17 protein-coding genes are annotated in these 19,787 nt (G+C 65.8%); 9 read left to right on the forward strand and 8 right to left on the reverse strand.

Annotated elements, in window-relative coordinates; all coding sequences use genetic code 11:
• Nucleotides 1-45 precede the first annotated feature (45 nt).
• On the forward strand, nt 46-966 hold the full coding sequence (gene ppk2, locus CV023_RS00255; RefSeq protein ID WP_230743459.1) for a polyphosphate kinase 2: 921 nt from the start codon (nt 46-48) through the stop codon (nt 964-966).
• A 23-nt stretch (nt 967-989) separates the two neighbouring features.
• Here the strand turns inward: ppk2 and CV023_RS00260 are convergent, their stop codons facing one another.
• From CV023_RS00260 to CV023_RS00285, 6 genes are all read right to left on the reverse strand, one after another.
• Complete coding sequence (locus CV023_RS00260) at nt 990-1,250, reverse strand: hypothetical protein (protein WP_230743460.1); 261 nt, start codon at nt 1,248-1,250, stop codon at nt 990-992.
• 373 nt (nt 1,251-1,623) lie between these two features.
• Nucleotides 1,624-2,763, reverse strand: a complete 1,140-nt coding sequence (locus CV023_RS00265) for a TIGR01906 family membrane protein (RefSeq protein WP_230743461.1) — start codon at nt 2,761-2,763, stop codon at nt 1,624-1,626.
• 96 nt (nt 2,764-2,859) lie between these two features.
• Nucleotides 2,860-3,786 (reverse strand): AEC family transporter, encoded by a 927-nt coding sequence (locus tag CV023_RS00270; RefSeq protein ID WP_230743462.1) that lies wholly within the window; start codon nt 3,784-3,786, stop codon nt 2,860-2,862.
• Nucleotides 3,787-3,875: 89 nt separating this feature from the next.
• On the reverse strand, nt 3,876-4,193 hold the full coding sequence (locus CV023_RS00275; protein WP_230743463.1) for a hypothetical protein: 318 nt from the start codon (nt 4,191-4,193) through the stop codon (nt 3,876-3,878).
• Between the two features lie 157 nt (nt 4,194-4,350).
• Nucleotides 4,351-4,701: a DUF202 domain-containing protein gene (locus tag CV023_RS00280; RefSeq protein WP_230743464.1), complete on the reverse strand. Its 351-nt coding sequence runs from the start codon at nt 4,699-4,701 to the stop codon at nt 4,351-4,353.
• Nucleotides 4,698-5,078, reverse strand: a complete 381-nt coding sequence (locus CV023_RS00285; RefSeq protein WP_230743466.1) for a YidH family protein — start codon at nt 5,076-5,078, stop codon at nt 4,698-4,700. Before CV023_RS00285 ends, CV023_RS00280 begins: the two co-directional genes overlap by 4 nt.
• A gap of 93 nt (nt 5,079-5,171) precedes the next feature.
• On the opposite strand from CV023_RS00285, the gene CV023_RS00290 reads away from it, so the two are divergent.
• Together CV023_RS00290 and hrpA are read left to right on the forward strand one after the other, a co-directional pair.
• Nucleotides 5,172-5,759, forward strand: a complete 588-nt coding sequence (locus tag CV023_RS00290; RefSeq protein ID WP_230743467.1) for a DinB family protein — start codon at nt 5,172-5,174, stop codon at nt 5,757-5,759.
• A gap of 27 nt (nt 5,760-5,786) precedes the next feature.
• Complete coding sequence (gene hrpA, locus CV023_RS00295) at nt 5,787-10,106, forward strand: ATP-dependent RNA helicase HrpA (RefSeq protein WP_230743468.1); 4,320 nt, start codon at nt 5,787-5,789, stop codon at nt 10,104-10,106.
• Between the two features lie 129 nt (nt 10,107-10,235).
• Here the strand turns inward: hrpA and CV023_RS00300 are convergent, their stop codons facing one another.
• Entirely contained in the window at nt 10,236-10,595 is a 360-nt protein-coding gene (locus CV023_RS00300; RefSeq protein WP_230743469.1) for a hypothetical protein, read from the reverse strand.
• A 173-nt stretch (nt 10,596-10,768) separates the two neighbouring features.
• On the opposite strand from CV023_RS00300, the gene CV023_RS00305 reads away from it, so the two are divergent.
• A complete protein-coding gene (locus tag CV023_RS00305) occupies nt 10,769-12,361 on the forward strand; it encodes a peptide chain release factor 3 (RefSeq protein WP_230743470.1) in 1,593 nt (530 codons plus the stop codon).
• Between the two features lie 199 nt (nt 12,362-12,560).
• Nucleotides 12,561-13,646 carry an inositol-3-phosphate synthase gene (locus CV023_RS00310; RefSeq protein WP_230743471.1) on the forward strand — a complete coding sequence of 362 codons (1,086 nt, stop codon included), beginning with the start codon at nt 12,561-12,563 and terminating at the stop codon, nt 13,644-13,646.
• Here the strand turns inward: CV023_RS00310 and CV023_RS00315 are convergent.
• The gene (locus CV023_RS00315) at nt 13,569-14,231 is read right to left on the reverse strand and encodes a hypothetical protein (RefSeq protein WP_230743473.1); all 663 of its coding nucleotides are present in this window, start codon (nt 14,229-14,231) and stop codon (nt 13,569-13,571) included. The two genes, CV023_RS00310 and CV023_RS00315, sit on opposite strands and share 78 nt — an antisense overlap.
• 203 nt (nt 14,232-14,434) lie before the next feature.
• On the opposite strand from CV023_RS00315, the gene CV023_RS00320 reads away from it, so the two are divergent.
• From CV023_RS00320 to CV023_RS00335, 4 genes are all read left to right on the forward strand, one after another.
• A complete protein-coding gene (locus CV023_RS00320; protein ID WP_230743474.1) occupies nt 14,435-16,018 on the forward strand; it encodes an AbgT family transporter in 1,584 nt (527 codons plus the stop codon).
• A gap of 235 nt (nt 16,019-16,253) precedes the next feature.
• Complete coding sequence (locus CV023_RS00325; protein WP_230744366.1) at nt 16,254-17,036, forward strand: Bax inhibitor-1/YccA family protein; 783 nt, start codon at nt 16,254-16,256, stop codon at nt 17,034-17,036.
• Between the two features lie 287 nt (nt 17,037-17,323).
• Nucleotides 17,324-18,214, forward strand: a complete 891-nt coding sequence (locus CV023_RS00330) for a dihydrodipicolinate synthase family protein (RefSeq protein ID WP_230743475.1) — start codon at nt 17,324-17,326, stop codon at nt 18,212-18,214.
• Nucleotide 18,215: 1 nt separating this feature from the next.
• Nucleotides 18,216-19,709, forward strand: coding sequence for an aldehyde dehydrogenase family protein (locus CV023_RS00335; protein ID WP_230743477.1), 1,494 nt, complete (start codon nt 18,216-18,218; stop codon nt 19,707-19,709).
• Nucleotides 19,710-19,787: the final 78 nt, after the last annotated feature.

Raw genomic sequence — 19,787 nt, forward strand, 5'->3', positions numbered from 1 at the left:
AGGTGCGAGAGCACGACGACGGCGCGAGTGCGTTCGGCGTCGGGGATGAGAAGGAGAGATCTTGTGAACAACCTGCTCCAGGAGAATCTGCGGGAGTACATCGACAAGCTCCGGCTCGAGGGCTACACAGTCCAGGACAGCCACACCACGGATCCGCACCTCATCGATCCGTTGGGGCGGGCGGTCGAAACCTGGCGTGAGGGCTACCCGTACTCCGAGCAGATGAACCGTGAGGACTACGAGCTCGAGAAGTATCAGCTGCAGGTCGAACTCCTGAAGTTCCAGTACTGGGGGCAGGACACGGGCTCCAAGCACGTCATCCTCTTCGAAGGCCGCGATGCCGCCGGCAAGGGCGGAACGATCAAGCGGTTCACCGAACATCTCAACCCGCGAACGGCGCGCGTCGTGGCCCTGAATAAGCCGTCCGACACCGAATCCGGACAGTGGTACTTTCAGCGCTACGTCAGTCACCTGCCGACCGCCGGTGAGATCGTCATGTTCGACCGTTCCTGGTACAACCGGGGCAATGTCGAACGCGTGATGGGCTTCTGCAGCGACGACGAGTACGAGACGTTCATGGAGCAGGCTCCGGTGTTCGAGAAGATGCTCATCGATTCGGGCATCCATGTCACGAAATTCTGGTTCTCCGTGACTCAGCGGGAACAGCGCACACGGTTCGCGATCCGCCAGATCGATCCCGTGCGGCAGTGGAAGCTCTCTCCGATGGACCTCGAGTCGCTCGACCGCTGGGACGAATACACGAAGGCGAAGGAAGAGACGTTCCGCCGCACGGACACCGACCACGCCCCGTGGGTCACGATCAAGAGCAATGATAAGAAGCGGGCCAGGCTCAATGCGATCCGCTACTACCTCAACCAGTTCGACTACGAGGGCAAGGACTCCTCGGTCGTCTATGATGCCGATCCGCTCATCGTCCGTCGTGGACGGGACGCCGTCGACGACTGAGCGCAGGTTCGGCCGGTGCAGCTTCAGTCCGGGGGCTCGGGGTCCTCGTCATCGGACTTGGAATCCCCGCCGCGGACGTCCGGGCGTTCCTCGGACGCACGCGTGTCTTCGTCCTTGGCCGCGTCGACGTCGCCGTCGATATTGACACCGTGTTCGGATGCGATGCGGTCGAGCTTCTGCTCCGGAGTCTCATCCGGTGAGCCCGAATCCATGGCCGTCGTGGACTCGTCCTCGATCTCATTCGACTCGCCCGTGGGTTTCGGCGTGTTCGTCTCGGCATTCATGACTCTGCCTCCTGTTCGCATGGACTCATCGTTCGGCATGGACGGTGGGTTTCAGATTGGTCGCGGATCGGGTGCAGACATCGTGCACTGTGGCCTCTCCGCTGTCTTCCGACGCTAGTCTCCTTCGCCCTGCGCATCAAGATATCGACGGACGGCACAACGAATTGTCATCCTGTGTGCATCGAGCGGACAGGACCACCAGCGCGGATGTACGCTGCGGCTTCGGCCGGGCGAACGGAACTCGTCCGGGCGAAAGGAACTCGAGCGAGACTCGGCCGGGGGAAAGAAATTCGGCCGGGTGGAAGGGGAAAGACCACCCGGCCGGGATTATGGGGCGGGCCGAAGCCCGCTGATTGCTCAGACTCGAAGCAACTCAGGCCTCGGCGTCTCGCAGCGCCTTCCGACGTGCGCGGCGCTTCTTGTGCCCGGCGAAGCTGAGGCAGAAGAGGACGATGGCGAGGAGGACGAAGAGTCCGCCGCCGCCGATGCCGGCATCGACCCAGAACTGCGGCGGGAACAGGCGGATGAGCGAATCATCGGAGTAGAACTCCCAGGTTCCGTCCTTGAAGAAGATCGAGTGGAAGCCGCGGAAGAAGCTGTCCCAGCCGAGCACTGCGACGACCGCGATCGCGGCCATGAAGATGATGCTGAAAATCGAGCCGAGGCGGACCCCGGTGTGGATGCCCATTCCGTTCCTCCGGCACATGTAGAGGCCGAAGAGGATCGCTCCGATGAGCCCGATCAGGGCAACGAGGTAGAGGAGCGAGATGAGGCCTTTGACATCGGCCATGTGGTTGAGCTCTTCGGAGATGAAGATCGGCTCGCCGTTGGGCATGATGACGTCGGCGAGGTAGCGGCGAGAATCCAGATTGTGCAGATAGTCGATGACATAGGTGCCGTAGTGCTCGCGGTCGGCCTCACCGAAGCCGAACTGATCGGCCGGGAAGCCGGGACGGAAGTACTCGAACTTGAGGAACAGTCCCGAGGCGACGAAGCGCACCGCCAGGGCCAGCAGGATGAACGGGGTGGCGAGCATGATCCAGATCGTGCCGATGACGTCGAGCGCGCTGCGGCGACGTTCGGGAACCTCGGGTTCGTGGGTGTCCCTCTCCGTCGCAGCCTTGGTCACGGCCGCCCATTCCGCTTCGCTCATCACCGCGGTGCGACCGTCGCTCGGAACCTCACGGGTCCGGGCGACCTCGGCATCGGGGGCCGAGGTGCTGTCGGCTCCGTGCCCGGCGTAAGCGGGTGTCGCCGAGGCGGCAGGATGAGGGTTCGACGAATGGGCAGGGGTGACGCGAACCGGGCCGGTCGAGGGCTTCGCATCTGCGGAATGCTTCGGGCCCTCCTCGGCGATGGGATCGGTGATCGGGTCGAACGCCTCGGTGTCGGTCGAGGGATCGTTGGCGGCCTCCAGAGAGGACCGCGACTGCTTTTCGGCAGCACTGCCCGACCCTGAGCTCATTCGTCTGCTCAGAAGGTCTTCGGTCTCGTTCTTCTCGTCTCCAGCCACATCCCCATTGTCAGTGACCCCACCGTCCAACCGGGGGAGGACACGCCACAAGGGCCGATATCGCCGAGGTTGGGCCCGGGACCGCGCGGAACCGGGCTAACCGAGGAGCGCGGCGACGATGACGAGGGCCGGGACGGCGAGGACCGTGGTGATGAACACGGCATCGCGCATCAGCGCCTCGGACTGCCGGTACTGCATCGAATAGATATAGACGTTCTGCGCGGTCGGCAGGGCGGAGGTGACGACGATGGCGAACAGGTCGATGCCGTCGTAGCCGAGCAGCGGACCGCCGATGACCCAGGCGATGACCGGCTGGAGGACGAGCTTCGCGAACGTGATGTAGCCCAGCTGGGACCGGGTGCCCTTGACCGGCAGGGCCCAGCCGTCCTTGAGGGAGATCCCGAAGGCCAGGAGCGCTCCGGGCACGGCCGTGGCTCCGATCATGTCGATGGGTTCGAAGACGAAGCGGGGCAGTTCGAAGCCCGTCGCCGAGGCGGCCACTCCTGCCGCTGCGCCGAGCACGATGGGATTCTTGATGACCTGCAGCGGCGCCGAATACCAATGCGAGTCGTGCTGCTTCTTGCCTGCACCGTCGAGCACGGCCATGCCGATCGGGGCGAGGATGAGCAGCTGGAACAGCAGCACGGGAGCGACGTAGCCGATGTCGTGGAGGACGTAGGCGGCGATGGGGATCCCGAGGTTGCCGATGTTGACATAGCTGGTCGCCCAGGCCGAGAACATGGCCTCGCCGGTGCTGCGTTTGCGGATCCAGCGGGTGAGGACGAAGAGGAGGAGACCGACGACGATCGCCGAACCTCCGGTGGCGAAGAGGGCGGTGTTGAAGATCAGCCCGAGGTCGGTCTCGGAGACGGTGACGTAGAGCAGGGTCGGGGTGCCGGCGTAGAAGACGAGCTTCGCGATGACCTGCTGACCGTGCGGTCCGAGCACGCCGGTGCGGCCGAGGATGAACCCGACGAGGATGACTCCCGCGATGACGGCGAAACCTTCGAAGACAGCCAGCATGGCCTACCCGTGGCCCTCGCTTTCTTAGAGCAGTGGAAGTTGCCTAACTGCGCAGCTGTGGTCTGAGCTGCGATGAATGGAGCGGCGGCTCAGTTCGCGTCGGCGGCATCCGAGGCCAGGTAGGCGGCCGCGGCGCTGACCGCGCTGACGGTGAGCACCGAGGGCCAGGCGCCGATCTTCTTCGCCAGGGGATGAGAGGCGCCGAAGCCGCCGAGGTAGGCCAGTCCGAGGCCTGTGGCCACGGGCCAGCCCTTCTTCACGTACCACGAGCGAGCGGCATAGGCGCCGGCCGCCGCGAGCACGACACCGCCGAGCGGGCGGATGCCCGTTTCCCGGGCGGTGAGGAAACCGCCGACGAGTCCGACGGCGACGAGTGGAGCGGTGGAGACTTCGCGTGCATCCTTCATGGCCACCAGTCTAGGCAACGCCGCCCGGCGACCGAACGGCGGTCTCACAACGAGGAACGCAGGATCGCTCCGCACCGCTCGCGTGAACGGTGCGCATGAGCGGTTCGCGCGGGCCGCTCGGGTGAGGGCGATCCGGTTCGGGCGGGCACGATCCGGCTCAGGTGAGGGCGATCCTGATCACCGAGGCGATCCCGAGGGCGGCGACGAGGCACACCGAGGTGGCGAGGAAGAGCACGGCCATCGGCGTGGGCCGGCCCCGCTCGGCCCGAATCGAGACCGAACCGAGCCGGTAGCGTCTGACCTGCATCGCGATTGCGGTGATCGCCAGGCCGAGGCAGATGACGAAGATCGCCACCGACAGGCCGCCGAAGACGTGGATGAAGCGGATGAAGAGGAGGCTGACGACGGTCATCGTCAGACTCGTGCGCAGCCACGACTGGGTGGTGCGCTCGGGTTGGAGACCCGGATCCGCGTGGGGCTGCGGGTGCCGGGGCGGGGGAGTGCTCACAGCAGTCCGGCGAACACCAGCACGAGGAGTCCTGCCCCCAGCGCCGAGGCGAGGCTGACGATGGGAATGATCAACGGCAGCGGCAGCGAGGTCTTGTGCCGCATCGCCGATTCGATCCGGTACCAGCGGAAGGCAGCGCCCGCGGCGAGGATGAATCCGATGACCATGAGGACGATCGACAGGGTCGCCCGCAGGCCGGGAGTGAAGATCGCCGAGGTGAATGCTTCGACCGCGATGCCTCCGCCGATGAAGGCCAGAGCGGTGCGGATCCAGGACAGGAAGGTCCGCTCGTTGGCGAGCGTGAAGCGCGGATCCGGGTCCTCCCCGTCGGGGAAGATCCTCCGGGCGATCCGGCTGCGTGAATCGTCTTGGGTCACACCTCGAGGATAACGGCAATTCGGTCCGCGTGTTCGCCGGACCCGTTCGACGGAGCTGTTCCCCGGGGCCGATGATTCCGGCAGACTTAAGCCATGGTCGACGATGACGCGATGAAGACGGTGCTCGCAGCCTCCCTGGCGACGGCACGGAGCAGCCTGCTGTTCAAGCTCGATGGGCTGAGCGAACGCGAACTGCGACTGCCCAGGACCCCGACCGGGTTCAACCTCCTCGGCGTCGTCAAGCACATGTCCCAGGTCGAGATCGGCTACTTCGGCGACACCTTCGACCGGCCCTGGCCGAACCGCGCCGAGGTGGTCACCCTCGTACAGATCGACGCCGATCCGCAGGCCGACTGGTACGCCACCGAGGCAGAGACCGCCGAGTCCGTGTTCGACCTCTACCGACGCGTGATCGAATTCGTCGAGACGAGCGTCGACTCCCTGCCCCTCGACGCGGTGGGCACTGTCCCGCATTGGTCGGCACCGGAGAACAGCGTCACCCTGGGCCAGATCATGGTCCACGTCCTCGTCGATCTCACCCGCCACCTCGGGCAGGTCGACATCATCCGCGAATCCATCGACGGCCAGGTCGGTCTCAGCGCCGCCAGTCCCAACATGCCCGAGGGCCATGACTGGGACGCGTACTCGCAGAAGCTGCGCAGGATCGCCGAACGCTTCTGATCCTCCAGCCGCTAAACTTGAAGGGCAATGGCAGAAGAGAACCCCACCCCGTCGCCTCGGACCTCGGAATCGAGCACTCACCAGCCGCCTCGGCGCAGGAAATCCGGCCGTGGCAAGCCGCGCCGGAAGACCGGTGCCGCGCACCATCATGAGCGCCGTGCCCGCCTCAAGGCTGCCCGGGAAGCTGGACAGGTCGCGATCACCTACCCGGCCGAACTGCCGGTCAGCGGGGCGAAGGACGAGATCGCCGCGGCGATCCGGGACAACCAGGTCGTCATCATCGCCGGTGAGACCGGCTCCGGCAAGACCACCCAGCTGCCCAAGATCTGCCTCGAACTCGGCCTCGGCGTCAACGGGCTGATCGGGCACACCCAGCCTCGGCGGATCGCTGCGCGCACCGTGGCCGAGCGTATCGCCGATGAACTCGGCGAGGAGCTGGGATCCACGATCGGCTACCAGGTGCGCTTCACCGCGCAGGTCGCCGACTCCACCCGGGTCAAGGTGATGACCGACGGAATCCTGCTCTCCGAACTCTCCCGCGACAAGCTGCTGCGCGACTACGAGGTCATCATTATCGACGAGGCGCACGAACGCAGCCTCAACATCGACTTCCTCCTCGGCTATCTCAAGGAGGTGCTCGGCAAACGTCCGGACCTCAAGGTCATCATCACCTCGGCGACGATCGACCCCGAGTCCTTCTCCGCCCACTTCGACGATGCTCCGATCATCTCCGTCGAGGGCCGAACGTACCCTGTGGAGGTCCGCTACCGTCCGCTCATCGACGAGACCGATGACGACGACGTCGACGGATCCGGGGAGTCGGGCAGCTACGAGACCGGCGTGGAGGAGCAGACCGAAGGCATCATCTCAGCCGTCGACGAGCTGACCGCCGAAGCACCAGGGGACATCCTCGTCTTCCTCTCCGGAGAGCGGGAGATCCGCGACACCGCCGATGCGCTCGAGGCCCACCTGCGGAAGAAGCCGAAGCTGGGCAGCTGGGAGGTCGTGCCGCTCTTCGCCCGACTCTCCGCCGGCGAGCAGCAGAAGGTGTTTCGACCCCACTCGCGCCCGCGCATCGTGCTGGCCACAAACGTCGCCGAAACTTCCCTGACGGTGCCCGGCATCAAGTACGTCATCGACGTCGGCACCGCCCGGATCTCCCGGTACTCCAACCGCACCCGAGTCCAGCGTCTGCCGATCGAACGCATCTCCCGGGCCAGCGCGAACCAACGCAAGGGCCGCTCGGGTCGTACGAGCGAGGGCATCTGCATCCGCCTGTACTCGGAGTCCGACTTCGAGGCCCGGCCCGAGTTCACCGACCCGGAGATCTTGCGCACCAACCTCGCCAGCGTCATCCTGCAGATGGCGGGCCTCGGCTTCGCCTCCAGCGACCAGGAGATCCTCGAGTTCTCGTTCCTCACCCCGCCAGAGGCCAAGGCCGTCCGCGACGGGCGGACGATGCTCGCCGAACTCGGGGCGCTGACCAGCGACAAGACCGGCACGATCGCGGTCACGGAGATCGGGCGGAAGCTGTCCGTGCTCCCGATCGATCCGCGCCTGGCTCGGATGGTCATCGCCGGCGCCGAGGCGGGATGCGGGGGAGAGGTCACCGTGATCGTCGCGGCCCTGTCCATCCAGGACCCCCGCGAACGCCCGACCGAGGTGCGGGCGGCCGCCGACGAGAAGCACGCCCGGTTCACCCACCGCGGCAGCGACTTCCTGTCACTGCTCAACCTGTGGAACTACCTCGAGGAGCAGCAGGCGGCGCTGACGAGTTCGAAGTTCCGTCGCCTCTGCAAGGCCGAGTTCCTCAACTTCGTGCGGATCCGCGAATGGCAGGACCTCGTCGGTCAGCTGCGGTCGCTGCTCGGCTCCGCCGGCATCCGCGTCGACCGCTCCACTTGGCGCCCCGAGCGCAGCCAGGAGGCTGCCGGTGATCCCGGGGCCGACGAGGCCACCGGATCGGGCAAGTCCGGGCATGCTGCCTCAGCCGGCGCCGCGGTGGCGGCTCGGTCCGCAGGCGGTGCGCGGTCGCGCGGTGCTGGGTCTACCGGTGGCGCGTCGACCGGTGCTGGGTCGTCCGGTTCCACGTCGACTGGCGCCAGGCAAACGGCCACGGGTGCGAGCGGCAAGATCGGATTCGCCGAGCTCAGCGCCGCCAAACGCAGCGCCAAGAAGAACGGCGGCGCCGATGACGGCAAGGGTGCTGCGCAGGCGGTCGCGAACGTCAAACTCGACCCCCATGCGGCCGCGATCCACCGCGCGCTGCTGGCCGGACTGCTGTCGATGATCGGCTCCCGCTCCGAGCGGCAGAAGGACTACCAAGGTGCCCGCGGCACCCGCTTCGCCATCTTCCCGGGCTCGGGCCTATTCAAGGTCAAGCCCGACTTCGTCATGGCCGCCGAGCTCGTCGAAACCTCCCGGCTGTGGGCCCGCACCGTCGCCGCGATCGACCCGGACTGGGTCGTCGAGGCCGCCGGTGACCTCGTGACCCGGCAGCATTCCGACCCGCACTGGTCGAAGAAGGCCGGATCGTCGATGGTCTACGAGAAGATCTCGCTCTACGGGGTGACCCTCATCAGCGACCGTCGAGTCGGCTACGGAGCCATCGACGCCGAAGCGGCCCGCGACATGTTCATCCGCAAGGGGCTCATCGAGGGCGACTGGAACGAACGCTTCGGCTTCCTCGAGCACAATGCCGAGGTCATCGCGGAAGCGGAGGATCTCGCTTCCCGCACCCGCAACCGCCGAGTGCTCGACCAGGACGATGCCCTCTTCGAATTCTTCGACGAGCGGATTCCGGCCACAGTCACCTCGGCGGCGGACTTCCGGTCGTGGTGGAAAGGACAGAAACGTCGGGACTCGCACCTGCTCGACCTGACCACAGCGGTGCTGCTCAGCGACGACAGCGAGGAACTGACCGCCTCGGCGGCCTCCGACTTCCCACTGGAATGGGAACTGGCAGACGGCACCCGGGCCAAACTCCGGTACTCCTTCGACCCCGGCAGCACCGAAGACGGAGTGACCGTGGAGATCCCCGCCGAGGCGGTGCCGCTGGTCGACCAGGACGAATTCTCCTGGCAGGTGCCCGGCTTGCGGGAGGAACTCGTCGGTGCCTATATCCGCTCGCTGCCGAAGGGCAAGCGCCGCTACTTCGTGCCCGCTCCCGATGTCGCCCGCGACATCCTGCCCAGCCTCACGCCGTACCGGGGGAGCCTGCCCGAGGTGCTCGCGGCACATCTGAGCGAGCGTGCCGGTGGGGGAGGCCTCCACGACCTCGTGCCGATCACGGTCGCCGCCGATGATTTCGACCGGGACCGGATTCCGCCGCATCTGCGGATCCGCTTCCGGGTCATCGACGGGGGCCGAACCGTGGGCGTCGGCGAGGACCTCGCCAAGGTGACGACGAAGGCGAAGCCGCAGGTGAAGAAGGCGCGGGCGAAGCAACTCGACTTCTCTCCGCGCACCGGGCTGAGCACGTGGAGCTTCGGCACCCTGCAGAACCCTGACGAGGCCGAACCGGGCGCGATCCCCGGACTGGCTGATCGCGGCACCCACGTCGATCTCGTGACCTTCGACACGGCGGCCCAGGCCAGGGCCGCGAGCCGGGAGGGACTCATCACCCTGCTCGGGCTGCAGGCGAACGAGGCGCTGAAATACCTGCGGGACGGGCTGACGACCGAGGAGAAGCTCGTCCTCGCCGGGCACCAGAAGTTCGCGGACGAACTGCTGCAGGCGTTGCTGAGGGTCGGCATCCGTGGTCTTGTGGCCGAGCACGTGGGGCTCGTCGAAACCACGTGGGTCGGTGATGCCGAGGCTTTCGCGCAGCTGAGCAGATCCGTTCAGGCGGGGCTGCCCGAGCTGTGCGTCGCGCTGCTGCCGTCCCTGCTCAAGGCGCTGCGGGCGGCGACCGAACTCGACCGACTGGTGTCGAAGGCCTCGTCGTTGGCGATCCTGTCCAACCTCGCCGATGTGCAGGCTTGGCGTGCCTCTCGGGTGTCCGGACCGGCGGTGGCGGCGCTGACGCCGCAGCTGCTTCGCGACCTGCCGCGCTGGGTGCAGGCCGAGGTCGTGCGCATCGGCGGAATGCAGGATTCTCCGATCCGGGACAAGCAGCTCATGGACCGTGTCACCGGCAGTCAGGACGCCGTGGACAAGAAGGTGGCGAATCGGTTCCCGGAGCTTGCGAAGGCCGACTGGTCGCAGATCCTCGTCGCGCTTCCGAACGATTGGAGTGAGGTGCTCACCATGGTCGAAGAGTTGCGGGTGAGTTTCTACGCGAATTCTGTGGGTACCGCACACCCCGTGTCGGAGAAGCGCATCGCGAAGGCCCTCGCGCAGCTCTGAGCGTCGTGGTGGCGTCGCAAGCTCCCGCGCAGCGTCGCTATAACCTACAGCGAGTGACACATCCGAGCGGTGCTCCCGTAGGGTGTGTCACTCTCGGGGCGTTACGGCTCAGTAGCGGGGCGTTACGGTTCAGTAGTAGCCGAAGACGAGCCACCACAGCGGCATGATTCCCGCGGCGAGAAGTGCCGCGCCGGCCCACCAGAGGCGCCACTTCCACGTGCGGCGACGGCTGCCGATGAAGAGGAACGCGAGCCAGAAGATCACGCAGAAGGCACCTGAGAGGCTGAGCAGCACCATTGCGGCAGCCTCCAACCCCGAGGTGCCGATGTCGAAGATGTAGCTGGTCACCTGCGCGATCGAGAGCGAGAACATGATCGCCAGGGCAAGGCACGGGATCCCGAGCAGTGCGGCGACGATGAGCGGCAGGGCCTTGAGCCACCGTTCCTTCGGTTCGGTACGGCCCGCGTAATCAACAAATTCCTCAGTCATCGCCCACCAGCATAAAGGCGGAATCCGACAGGATGCTGGATGCGTCCGCGGCGTCGTTGCGCCGCCGCGGAGTCGTCGCAGGCACACGCCGTGTGGCCGTGCACGGTCTCTGTGACTGACCGGACACGCGACCGGAGGCGCGGCCGGGTGGAGAAGGGCGATAGGATATTGCGGTGACTTCCGGCCAGTATTCCGATAAAGACATTCGAACCCAGGCGGCCCGCCGCCGCACGTTCGCCGTCATCTCCCACCCCGACGCGGGTAAGTCGACGACGACCGAGGCGCTCGCCCTGCACGCCCGGGCGATCGGCCAGGCGGGAGCCACCCACGGCAAGGCCGGCCGACGCGCCACCGTCTCCGACTGGATGAAGATGGAGCAGGACCGCGGGATCTCGATCTCCTCGGCCGCCCTGCAGTTCGAATACCGGGACGCGGTGTTCAACCTCGTCGACACCCCCGGCCACGCCGACTTCTCCGAGGACACCTACCGCGTCCTCTCCGCCGTGGACTGCGCCGTCATGCTCATCGACGCCGCCAAAGGCCTCGAGGCGCAGACGATGAAGCTCTTCGAAGTCTGTGCCCACCGCAACATCCCGATCATCACCGTCGTCAACAAGTGGGATCGACCGGGCCTCGACGCCCTCGAACTCATGGACGAGGTGCAGGAGCGCACCGGCCTTCTGCCCACCCCGATCACCTGGCCTGTCGGACAGTCCGGAGACTTCCGCGGTGTGCTCGACCGGATCACCGGCGACTACACGAAGTACACCCGCACCGACGGCGGGGCGACCATTGCCGGGGAGGAGACCTTCCCCGCAGAGAAGGCCGCCGATCTCGAAGGCGATGCCTGGTCGACGGCCGTCGACGAATCCGAGCTGCTCGACATGGAAGAGCAGAACCACGACCAGCAGACGTTCCTCGCCGGTAAATCGACCCCGGTGATGTTCGCTTCCGCGGTGCTCAACTTCGGTATCCACAAACTCCTCGACATGCTCGTCGACCTCGCCCCGGCCGCAGAAGCCCGCGAGGACAAGAACGGCGAACCGCGCCCCGTCGACGCCCCGTTCTCCGGCTTCGTGTTCAAGGTCCAGGCCGGCATGGACTCGAATCACCGCGACCGACTCGCCTACATCCGCGTGTGCTCCGGAGTGTTCGAACGCGGCAGCGTGCTCACCCACGCCGCCACCGGCAAGCCCTTCGCCACGAAGTACGCCCAGCAGGTCTTCGGCCGCGACCGCGACGTCGTCGACGAGGCCTTCCCAGGTGACGTAGTCGGTCTCGTCAACGCCTCCGCCCTGCGGGTGGGTGACTCCCTCTATCTTGAAAAGAAAGTCGAATTTCCCGGCATCCCGACCTTCTCTCCCGAACACTTCATGGTCATCCGCGCCAAGGACTCCTCGAAGTACAAGCAGTTCCGCCGCGGCATCGAACAGCTCGACCACGAAGGTGTCATCCAGGTGCTGCGCTCCGACCTGCGCGGCGATCAGGCGCCGGTGCTCGGAGCGGTCGGACCGATGCAGTTCGAAGTCGCCGAGGACAGGATGGTCAACGAGTTCAACGCCCCGTGCGCGCTCGAACGTCTCAACTTCTCTCTGGCCAGGCGCACCACCCCCGAGTGCGTGTCCACCCTGTCCCGGGAACGCTCCGTCGAGGTCCTCCACCGCTCCGACGGAGAGCTGCTGGCCCTGTTCTCGGACCGCTGGCGCCTGCACGGAGTGCAGAAGAATCACCCTGATCTCGTGCTCGAGCCGCTCGTCGTCAGCTGATCGGCCGCACCGTGATCCCCTGGGCCGCGGGGTCCGGGCGATCACATGCCTCGCCACTTTGACGAGGAGTTTAAGATGAATAGTCGGGTCTGGTCGAAAACCTGACCCCGTCAGGAATATCCGAGGTTCGAAACCCCTTGAATCCTCGGGACACTTGGCACTCGGGGAGACCCGAAACAATAAAGGAGAAGTCACAGACGTGGGAACGAAATCGATTCGAGTCGCGATTGCCGGATTGGGCAACTGCGCCTCATCCCTGATCCAAGGTGTTGAGTACTACCGGAATGCGGCTCCGGGGACGAAGGTGCCGGGTCTCATGCATGTGGAGTTCGGGGATTATCACGTCGGTGACATCGATTTCGTCGCCGCCTTCGACGTCGACGGCAAGAAGGTCGGATCCGACATCGCCGAGGCGATCACCGCCAGTGAGAACAACACCATCAAGCTCGCCGACGTCGAACCCACCGGCATCGAGGTGCTGCGGGGACCGACCCTCGACGGACTCGGCGAGTACTACCGCGAGACGATCGTCGAATCCGACCGCGAAGCCGTCGACGTGGTCAAAGCTCTCAAGGACGCCGAGGCTGACGTCCTCGTCTGCTACCTGCCCGTCGGATCGCAGGAGGCCGTGGAGTTCTACGCTCAGGCCGCCATCGACGCGAAGGTCGCCTTCGTCAACGCCCTGCCCGTGTTCATCGCCGGGACGAAGGAATGGGACGAGAAGTTCCGCGCCGCCGGCGTCCCGATCGTCGGCGACGACATCAAGTCCCAGATCGGAGCGACCATCACCCACAGGGTCATGGCCAAGCTCTTCGAAGACCGCGGAGTCGTCCTCGACCGCACCTACCAGCTCAACGTCGGCGGCAACATGGACTTCAAGAACATGTTGGAGCGCCAGCGACTCGAATCGAAGAAGATCTCGAAGACCCAGGCCGTGACCTCGAACACCAACGCCCAGCTGGCCGACCGCGACGTCCACATCGGACCCAGTGACTACGTCGAATGGCTCGACGACCGCAAATGGGCCTTCGTCCGCCTCGAGGGCCGCAACTTCGGTGACGCCCCGGTGTCCCTGGAATACAAGCTCGAGGTCTGGGACTCCCCGAACTCGGCCGGAGTCATCATCGACGCCGTCCGCGCCGCGAAGATCGGCCTCGACCGCGGCATCGGCGGAGCGCTCATCTCCGCGTCGTCCTACTTCATGAAGTCACCGCCGGAGCAGACCGACGACGACTCCGCCCACGAGGCCGTCGAGGCCTTCATCCGCGGAGACATCGAACGCTGATCCCACACTGACGGCAGCGCACCGACTCAGCGCGCAACGTTCACGGAAGCCCCGCCTCGGCGGGGTTTTCCGTCCCCGCCCCCGCAGCCGATCGAGCCCCCAGGTGAGCAGGCCGACTACGGCTCCGACGATGGTGCCCGTGAGCAGGCTCGAACCGATGGCGAAGACGCGGACGATGAGGCTCGAGAGGCCGGGATCGAGTCCGGCGAACCTTCCGCCGAGGCGGGGCAGGGCACCGTCGAACTGTGCAGTCCAGAAGAGCTGATGTCCCACGGCGAGGACGAGACCATAGATGATCCCGACGGTCAGGAGGGTGAGGAAGGCGTTCGGCACTCTCGCCCACAGGGTCACAAGCACCCAGACGAGCAGCGGGACGGCAACGAAGAGCGCGTTGATTCCCGTGCCCTCGCTGATGATGCCGAGGTCGTGGAGGACCATGCGGGGCGCGGCGAGCAGAGCCAGGGCGATGATCGCCCAGACCGGCAGGCCGAGTCGCCGAGGTGGTCGTGAGGTCTCATCGGGGGTCCGGTGGCCGTCGGAGGAGTGGCCGTCCTGAGGGCCGTCGAAGGCGGGATGTGCGCTCATGTTCCGAGCCTAGGGAGGCATACCCCCGGACACAGTCGCCAAGGAGCGACAGTGCTGTGCGCCGCTCGGCGACATCCAGAATATGAGATTCCTTTGTTGCAATCGATCCTGTCCATAGACTGGTGACTTCCCGCGTGATCGCGCTCACAGAGCGAATCGCGGCCTGGGGCGCCCACCGGTGCCGACACGACCGAGGAGAACCCATGTCGAGCAACTCCGCCGCCGTCGACGAGAAGTCGAACGCACCCTCCGACCTCAGCTGGCTGATGCGCCTGTTGGTCATCATCGAGAGGGCCGGCAACAAGCTGCCTCACCCGTTCTGGCTCTTCCTGTCGCTGGCCGTGATCGTCATGATCCTCTCGTCGATCTTCTCCGCCACCGGGCTCAGCGCGGTCAATCCCGCCACCGATGAGAAGGTGACGGTGACCAACCTCTTCTCCACGGAGTCCCTGCGCGAGATCGTCGCCGGAGCGACGAACAACTTCGTCACCTTCCCACCGCTCGGGCTCGTGCTCATCGTGCTCATCGGCGTCGCCGTCGCCGAACAGTCGGGGCTCATCCCGGCGATGCTGCGCGGGACCATCGCCGGCGCCTCGCCGAAGTGGATCACCTTCATCGTCGCCCTCGCCGGAACCGCCTCGTCGATCGCCTCCGACGCCTCGTACATGATCATGATTCCGCTCGGCGGACTCGCTTTCAAAGCGGTCGGCCGTAACCCGCTGCTCGGCTGCCTCGTCGCCTATGCGGCCACCTCGGGCGGCTATTCTGCGGCTCCGATGGTCAACTCGCTCGACACGATCCTCGGCGGACTCTCCACCTCGGCGGCGCAGATCATCGACGCCGACTATACGGTCAGCCCGGTCGCGAACTTCTACTTCAACTTCGTCTCGATGTTCGTCGTCGCCGCTGCCGTCACCCTCGTCACCGAACTCCTCCTGTCCAAGCGGGCAGACCAGATCGAACTCGACGCACCCGATGAGAACGATCCCGAGAACTTCGACGTGAAGATGGAGCTCGACGCCAACGAGAAGCGGGGCATGGTCTTCGCGGTCATCAGCATCGTCGCCTGCGCGGCCATTCTGTTCTTCCTCGCCCTGCCCGCTGGCTCCTTCCTCCGCGACGAAGCCGGCGGCTTCGGACCCGAGTCGGGGCTGATGGCGGGAATCGCGGCCATCATCGGCTTCGGTTTCTTCATCGTCGGCATCGTCTACGGCTACGCCACCGGATCGATCAGGAAGACCTCGGACATTCCGGACATGATGGGCAAGGGCCTGCTGCCTTTCGTCCCCGTCATCGTCCTCTTCTTCGCCGCCAGCCAGTTCCTCGCCCTGTTCAAGATGTCGAGCCTCGGCGAGATCCTCGCCATCCGCGGTGCGGAGTTCTTCGGTTCGCTCAACACCGGGCCCTTCATCATCCTCCTCGGCGGGTGGCTGCTCGTGGCCTTGGGCGCGATGTTCCTGACCTCCGGGTCGGGGCTGTGGACGCTCATGGCTCCGGTGCTCATTCCGATGTTCATGCTCCTGTCCATCGCCCCGGAGACCACCCAGGCGCTCTACCGGATCGGTGATTCGACGACGAACATCATCTCCCCGATGAGCCCCTACTTCGTCGTCGTCCTCGGCTTCATCCAGCGTTATAAGCGCGATGCCGGCATCGGCACAGTCCTCTCGTTCACGATTCCGCTTTCGTTCGCGATGTTCATCTTCTGGGGGCTGCTGTTCTTCGTCTGGTGGGCCACCGGAATCCCCTGGGGACCGGGTGCGGCCACCCACTACCAGATGGGCTGAGTCGGAGTACCGGAATGGCTGGCTGTTCGGCAGCGATTGGCAGGCTTGAACAGTCGCGACGGCCCCAGGGAATGCCGGGCATTACGATCGTGCAACGCTCGCCGTTCGGGGCCTGGGAATTTCAGTGTCCGCCCAGGTGTTATCGCTAGACTTGAACCGTGAATCACCACTCGCGTGACACCGCGTCACCGCGAAGTCTACTCAGATCGAAAGGATCTCGACCGTGAGTAACCCCATGATGAACCGGGCGATCAACCAGGGCGCCCAGGCGGGCCGCAATCAGCCCGTCATGTCCGATCAGGAACTCAACAACCTGTTCAATCAGCCGGCAGCGGAGAACCGCAACGCCGGACCGCAGGTCGCCGACCGTGCGATGACCTACGACGATGTGATGATGAAGACCGGCATTCTCTTCACCATCCTCCTCGCCGGTGCCGTGCTCGGCTGGTTCGTGCCGGTCCTCGCCTTCCCCGCGATGCTCATCGGCCTGGTCCTCGGCCTCGTCAATGCCTTCAAGAAGGAACCGAGCAAGGCGCTGATCATCGGCTACGCCGCGTTCGAAGGCGTGTTCCTCGGCGGGATCTCCGGAATCTTCGAGAGGATGTACGACGGCATCGTCATTCAGGCGGTCCTCGCCACCCTCTGCGTCTTCGGCGTCATGCTCGCCCTCTTCAAGTTCAAAGGCGTGCGCTACGGCTCGAAGATGAAGAAGTTCATGTTCATCGCCGTCGGCGGTTATGCGATCTTCTCGCTCATCAACTTCGGCATCGCCATGTTCACCGGAACCGGAGGAGCCCGCAGCATCGAGGTCTTCGGCATTCCGCTGGGAATCATCATCGGCATCGTCGCCACCGTGCTCGCCGCGATGACCCTGATCATGGACTTCCAGATGATCGAAGAGGGCGTCAAGCACAAGATCCCGGAGAAGTACTCCTGGATGTGCGCCTTCTCCCTCATGGTCACCCTCATCTGGCTCTACATCGAGATCCTGCGCCTCATCTCCTACTTCAGGAACTAGGCCGGTCGCCGGTCGAAGCAGCAAACGCTTCGTCCGCAGCACCACGTCCTCAGGGCGGATTCCCCTTCGGGAGTCCGCCCTGCGGCGTTTCCGGGGAGACAGCGTGTGCAGAACTCCGAGGAGACAGCGTGTGCAGAACTCCGGAGGGATCGTGTGCAGAACTCCAGATCGCTGTGGAGAATCGGCTATTGCCTGTGATCACAGGCTTGCCTAGGGTCGGAGCAACGAGGTTGCCCGCCGTCACCGAGGCTCGGCTGCCTCGAAACTGAGAGCGAAAGGACCATTCGATGACGAATCCGATGCGTGGCGTCTTCGCCGTACCGACCACCCCTTTCGACGAGGACGGAGAACAGCACCTCGACCGACTCGCCGCCCGGGTCGACGAAGTCCTGGGCACCGGCGTCGAAGGCATCCTCTGCCTCGGCGCCACCGGTGAGGCCCTGGCACTCAGCGACGCCGAACGGGAGGCCCAGATCCGGGCGATCGTCGACGCAGCCGGAGGCCGCGCCAACATCGTCGTCGGCTGCATGGCCTACACGCCCGCGCAGATGAGCGAACACATCGCGAACGCGCAGGCGTGGGGCGCCGATGCCGCCATGATCACTCCGCCCTTCTACGGCGGCCTCGAACCCGACTCCGCGACCGCCGCCCTGCACCAGGTGATGACGAACTCGCCGCTGCCGGTGATGGTCTACAACAACCAGCATTCGACCGGCACCGATCTGCTCCCGGAGCACCTGGCCACCCTCGCCGACACCGGGGCCCTCTGGAGCGTCAAGGAGACCTCCGGGGCGGCCACCCGAATCCGCGAGCTGCGCCGCGAACTCGGCACCGAGGTGGAGGTCTTCGTCGGGGCCGACGGAATCGCCCTCGAAGGCTTCAGCCAGGGAGCCAGCGGCTGGGTGGCCGCCTCGGCGTGGCTGCTGCCCCAGCAGTGCCAGACACTGTGGGCACACGCCCGGGACGGACGCTGGGCGGAGGCGATCGAGCTGTGGAACGGTCTGTCCGACGCGCTCGCGCAGATCGAGGACAACCCTGCGTTCATCTCTCTGATCAAACAGTCGCTCAGCCGCCGCGGCATCGACCAGGGGCCGGTGCGCCCACCTCTGCCCACCGCCGATGCCGAATCGCTCGAGGGCCTGCTGGCAACGATCACCGCGCTCGAGAAGGGACTCTGACATGGCTGACTCAGACACCGGCCGACAGGCACTTTCCACCATCATCGACAACAACCTCGGCGTCTTCACCGACGGTCGAGCGACCACCGGGCAGGGCCCGGCACTCGACCTAATCGCCCCGGCGAACGGCGAGCTCATCGGCACGATCAACGAAGCCTCCGAAGACCAGCTCGACGCCGCGGTCGCCTCCGCCCGCCGGACCTTCCGGGAAGCATCCTGGGCCGAGGACGGAGATCAGCGGGTGCAGGTGCTCCGCCGCCTCGCCGACCTCGTCATCGACAATGCCGAACAGATCGCCTACCTCGACGGAATCGAGGCCGGCAAGGTGTTCGCCGGCAGCGTGGCCGAAGACGTCGAGGACGTCGCCGCCAACCTGCGCTACTGTGCCGATCTCATCTCCCGCGATGACGGCCGGCACCTGCAGGGTCCGGACGGCTGGGGCTGGGTGCGTTCGGTGCCCATCGGCATCGTCGGTGCCATCCTGCCCTGGAACTACCCGATCGCGATGCTCGGCTGGAAGGTCGCACCGGCGCTGGCGGCCGGAAACGCGATGATCATCAAACCCTCCGAGGATTCCACGCTCAGTGCCCTCCACTTCGCCGGACTGGCCAAGGAGGCCGGAGTCCCGGACGGACTCTTCCACGTGCTCATCGGCACCGGGGCGAACATCGGGGCCCTCATGGGACTGCACCCGGACATCGACGTGCTCACCTTCACCGGATCCGGGCCCGTGGGACGCTCCTTCCTCGAGTCCTCCGCAAGGTCGAACCTCAAGAAGGTCTCCCTCGAACTCGGCGGACGTGCGGCCTATATCGTCGATGCTGAGTTCGCCTCCGACTTCGACGCCATCGCCGCCGACATCGCTGGAGCCGCCTTCGGCACGAGCGGACAGAACTGTACCGCCGCCTCCCGGGTGATTGTCGTGGGTGACGATGACGCCCGGTTCGACGAGTTCCGGACCGCTCTGATCTCCGCCGCCGAGGCGGTCACCGTCGGCGACCCCTTCGCCGACGGCACCGACATCGGCCCGGTCATCAACGTCAAGGCCCGCGACAGGATCACCGCCTGGGTCGACGAAGCCGTGGGCAAGGGCGCGCGGATCCTCAACACCCGCGCCGAGGTGCCCACCGCGGGCACCTGGTATCCGCCGACGGTCATCGAGGGCGTGCCCGATGACAGCGAACTCGGTCGCGGCGAGATCTTCGGACCGCTCACCCAGCTGCTGCGCCGGTCGACTCGCGCCGAGGCGGTGGCCGCGATCAACGACGAACCCTTCGGACTGGCCTCGAGCGTGTGGTGCGAGGATCTGGGGACCGCGAAATGGTGGGCCGATCGCATCCGCGTCGGCACCCTCGCGATCAACGGCTACAGCGAAGGCACCGCGGCGACCCCGTTCGGCGGACATCGCCAATCCGGATTCTGGGGACGGGACAACGGCCCCGAGGCGCTCGACACCTACCAGGAGACGATGACGGTGTGGATCGCCCCGAACTGAGCCGGATCCCGCCCGGACCGACCCCGCCGGCGACTGACTGAACCGGAACCCGTCCGAACCGGGACCGCCCGGAGCGGG

This window comes from Brevibacterium sp. CCUG 69071 (assembly GCF_021023135.1).
In the GTDB taxonomy this organism is placed as follows: Bacteria; Actinomycetota; Actinomycetes; order Actinomycetales; family Brevibacteriaceae; genus Brevibacterium.

What these genes read in the sequence shown, in the direction of transcription:
- ppk2 (WP_230743459.1), top strand. Translation starts at nt 46, where the DNA reads ATGAGAAGGAGAGATCTTGTGAACAACCTGCTCCAGGAGAATCTGCGG.
- CV023_RS00260 (WP_230743460.1), bottom strand. Translation starts at nt 1,250, where the DNA reads ATGAATGCCGAGACGAACACGCCGAAACCCACGGGCGAGTCGAATGAG.
- CV023_RS00270 (WP_230743462.1), bottom strand. Translation starts at nt 3,786, where the DNA reads ATGCTGGCTGTCTTCGAAGGTTTCGCCGTCATCGCGGGAGTCATCCTC.
- CV023_RS00275 (WP_230743463.1), bottom strand. Translation starts at nt 4,193, where the DNA reads ATGAAGGATGCACGCGAAGTCTCCACCGCTCCACTCGTCGCCGTCGGA.
- CV023_RS00290 (WP_230743467.1), top strand. Translation starts at nt 5,172, where the DNA reads ATGGTCGACGATGACGCGATGAAGACGGTGCTCGCAGCCTCCCTGGCG.
- hrpA (WP_230743468.1), top strand. Translation starts at nt 5,787, where the DNA reads ATGGCAGAAGAGAACCCCACCCCGTCGCCTCGGACCTCGGAATCGAGC.
- CV023_RS00300 (WP_230743469.1), bottom strand. Translation starts at nt 10,595, where the DNA reads ATGACTGAGGAATTTGTTGATTACGCGGGCCGTACCGAACCGAAGGAA.
- CV023_RS00315 (WP_230743473.1), bottom strand. Translation starts at nt 14,231, where the DNA reads ATGAGCGCACATCCCGCCTTCGACGGCCCTCAGGACGGCCACTCCTCC.
- CV023_RS00320 (WP_230743474.1), top strand. Translation starts at nt 14,435, where the DNA reads ATGTCGAGCAACTCCGCCGCCGTCGACGAGAAGTCGAACGCACCCTCC.
- CV023_RS00325 (WP_230744366.1), top strand. Translation starts at nt 16,254, where the DNA reads ATGATGAACCGGGCGATCAACCAGGGCGCCCAGGCGGGCCGCAATCAG.
- CV023_RS00330 (WP_230743475.1), top strand. Translation starts at nt 17,324, where the DNA reads ATGACGAATCCGATGCGTGGCGTCTTCGCCGTACCGACCACCCCTTTC.
- CV023_RS00335 (WP_230743477.1), top strand. Translation starts at nt 18,216, where the DNA reads ATGGCTGACTCAGACACCGGCCGACAGGCACTTTCCACCATCATCGAC.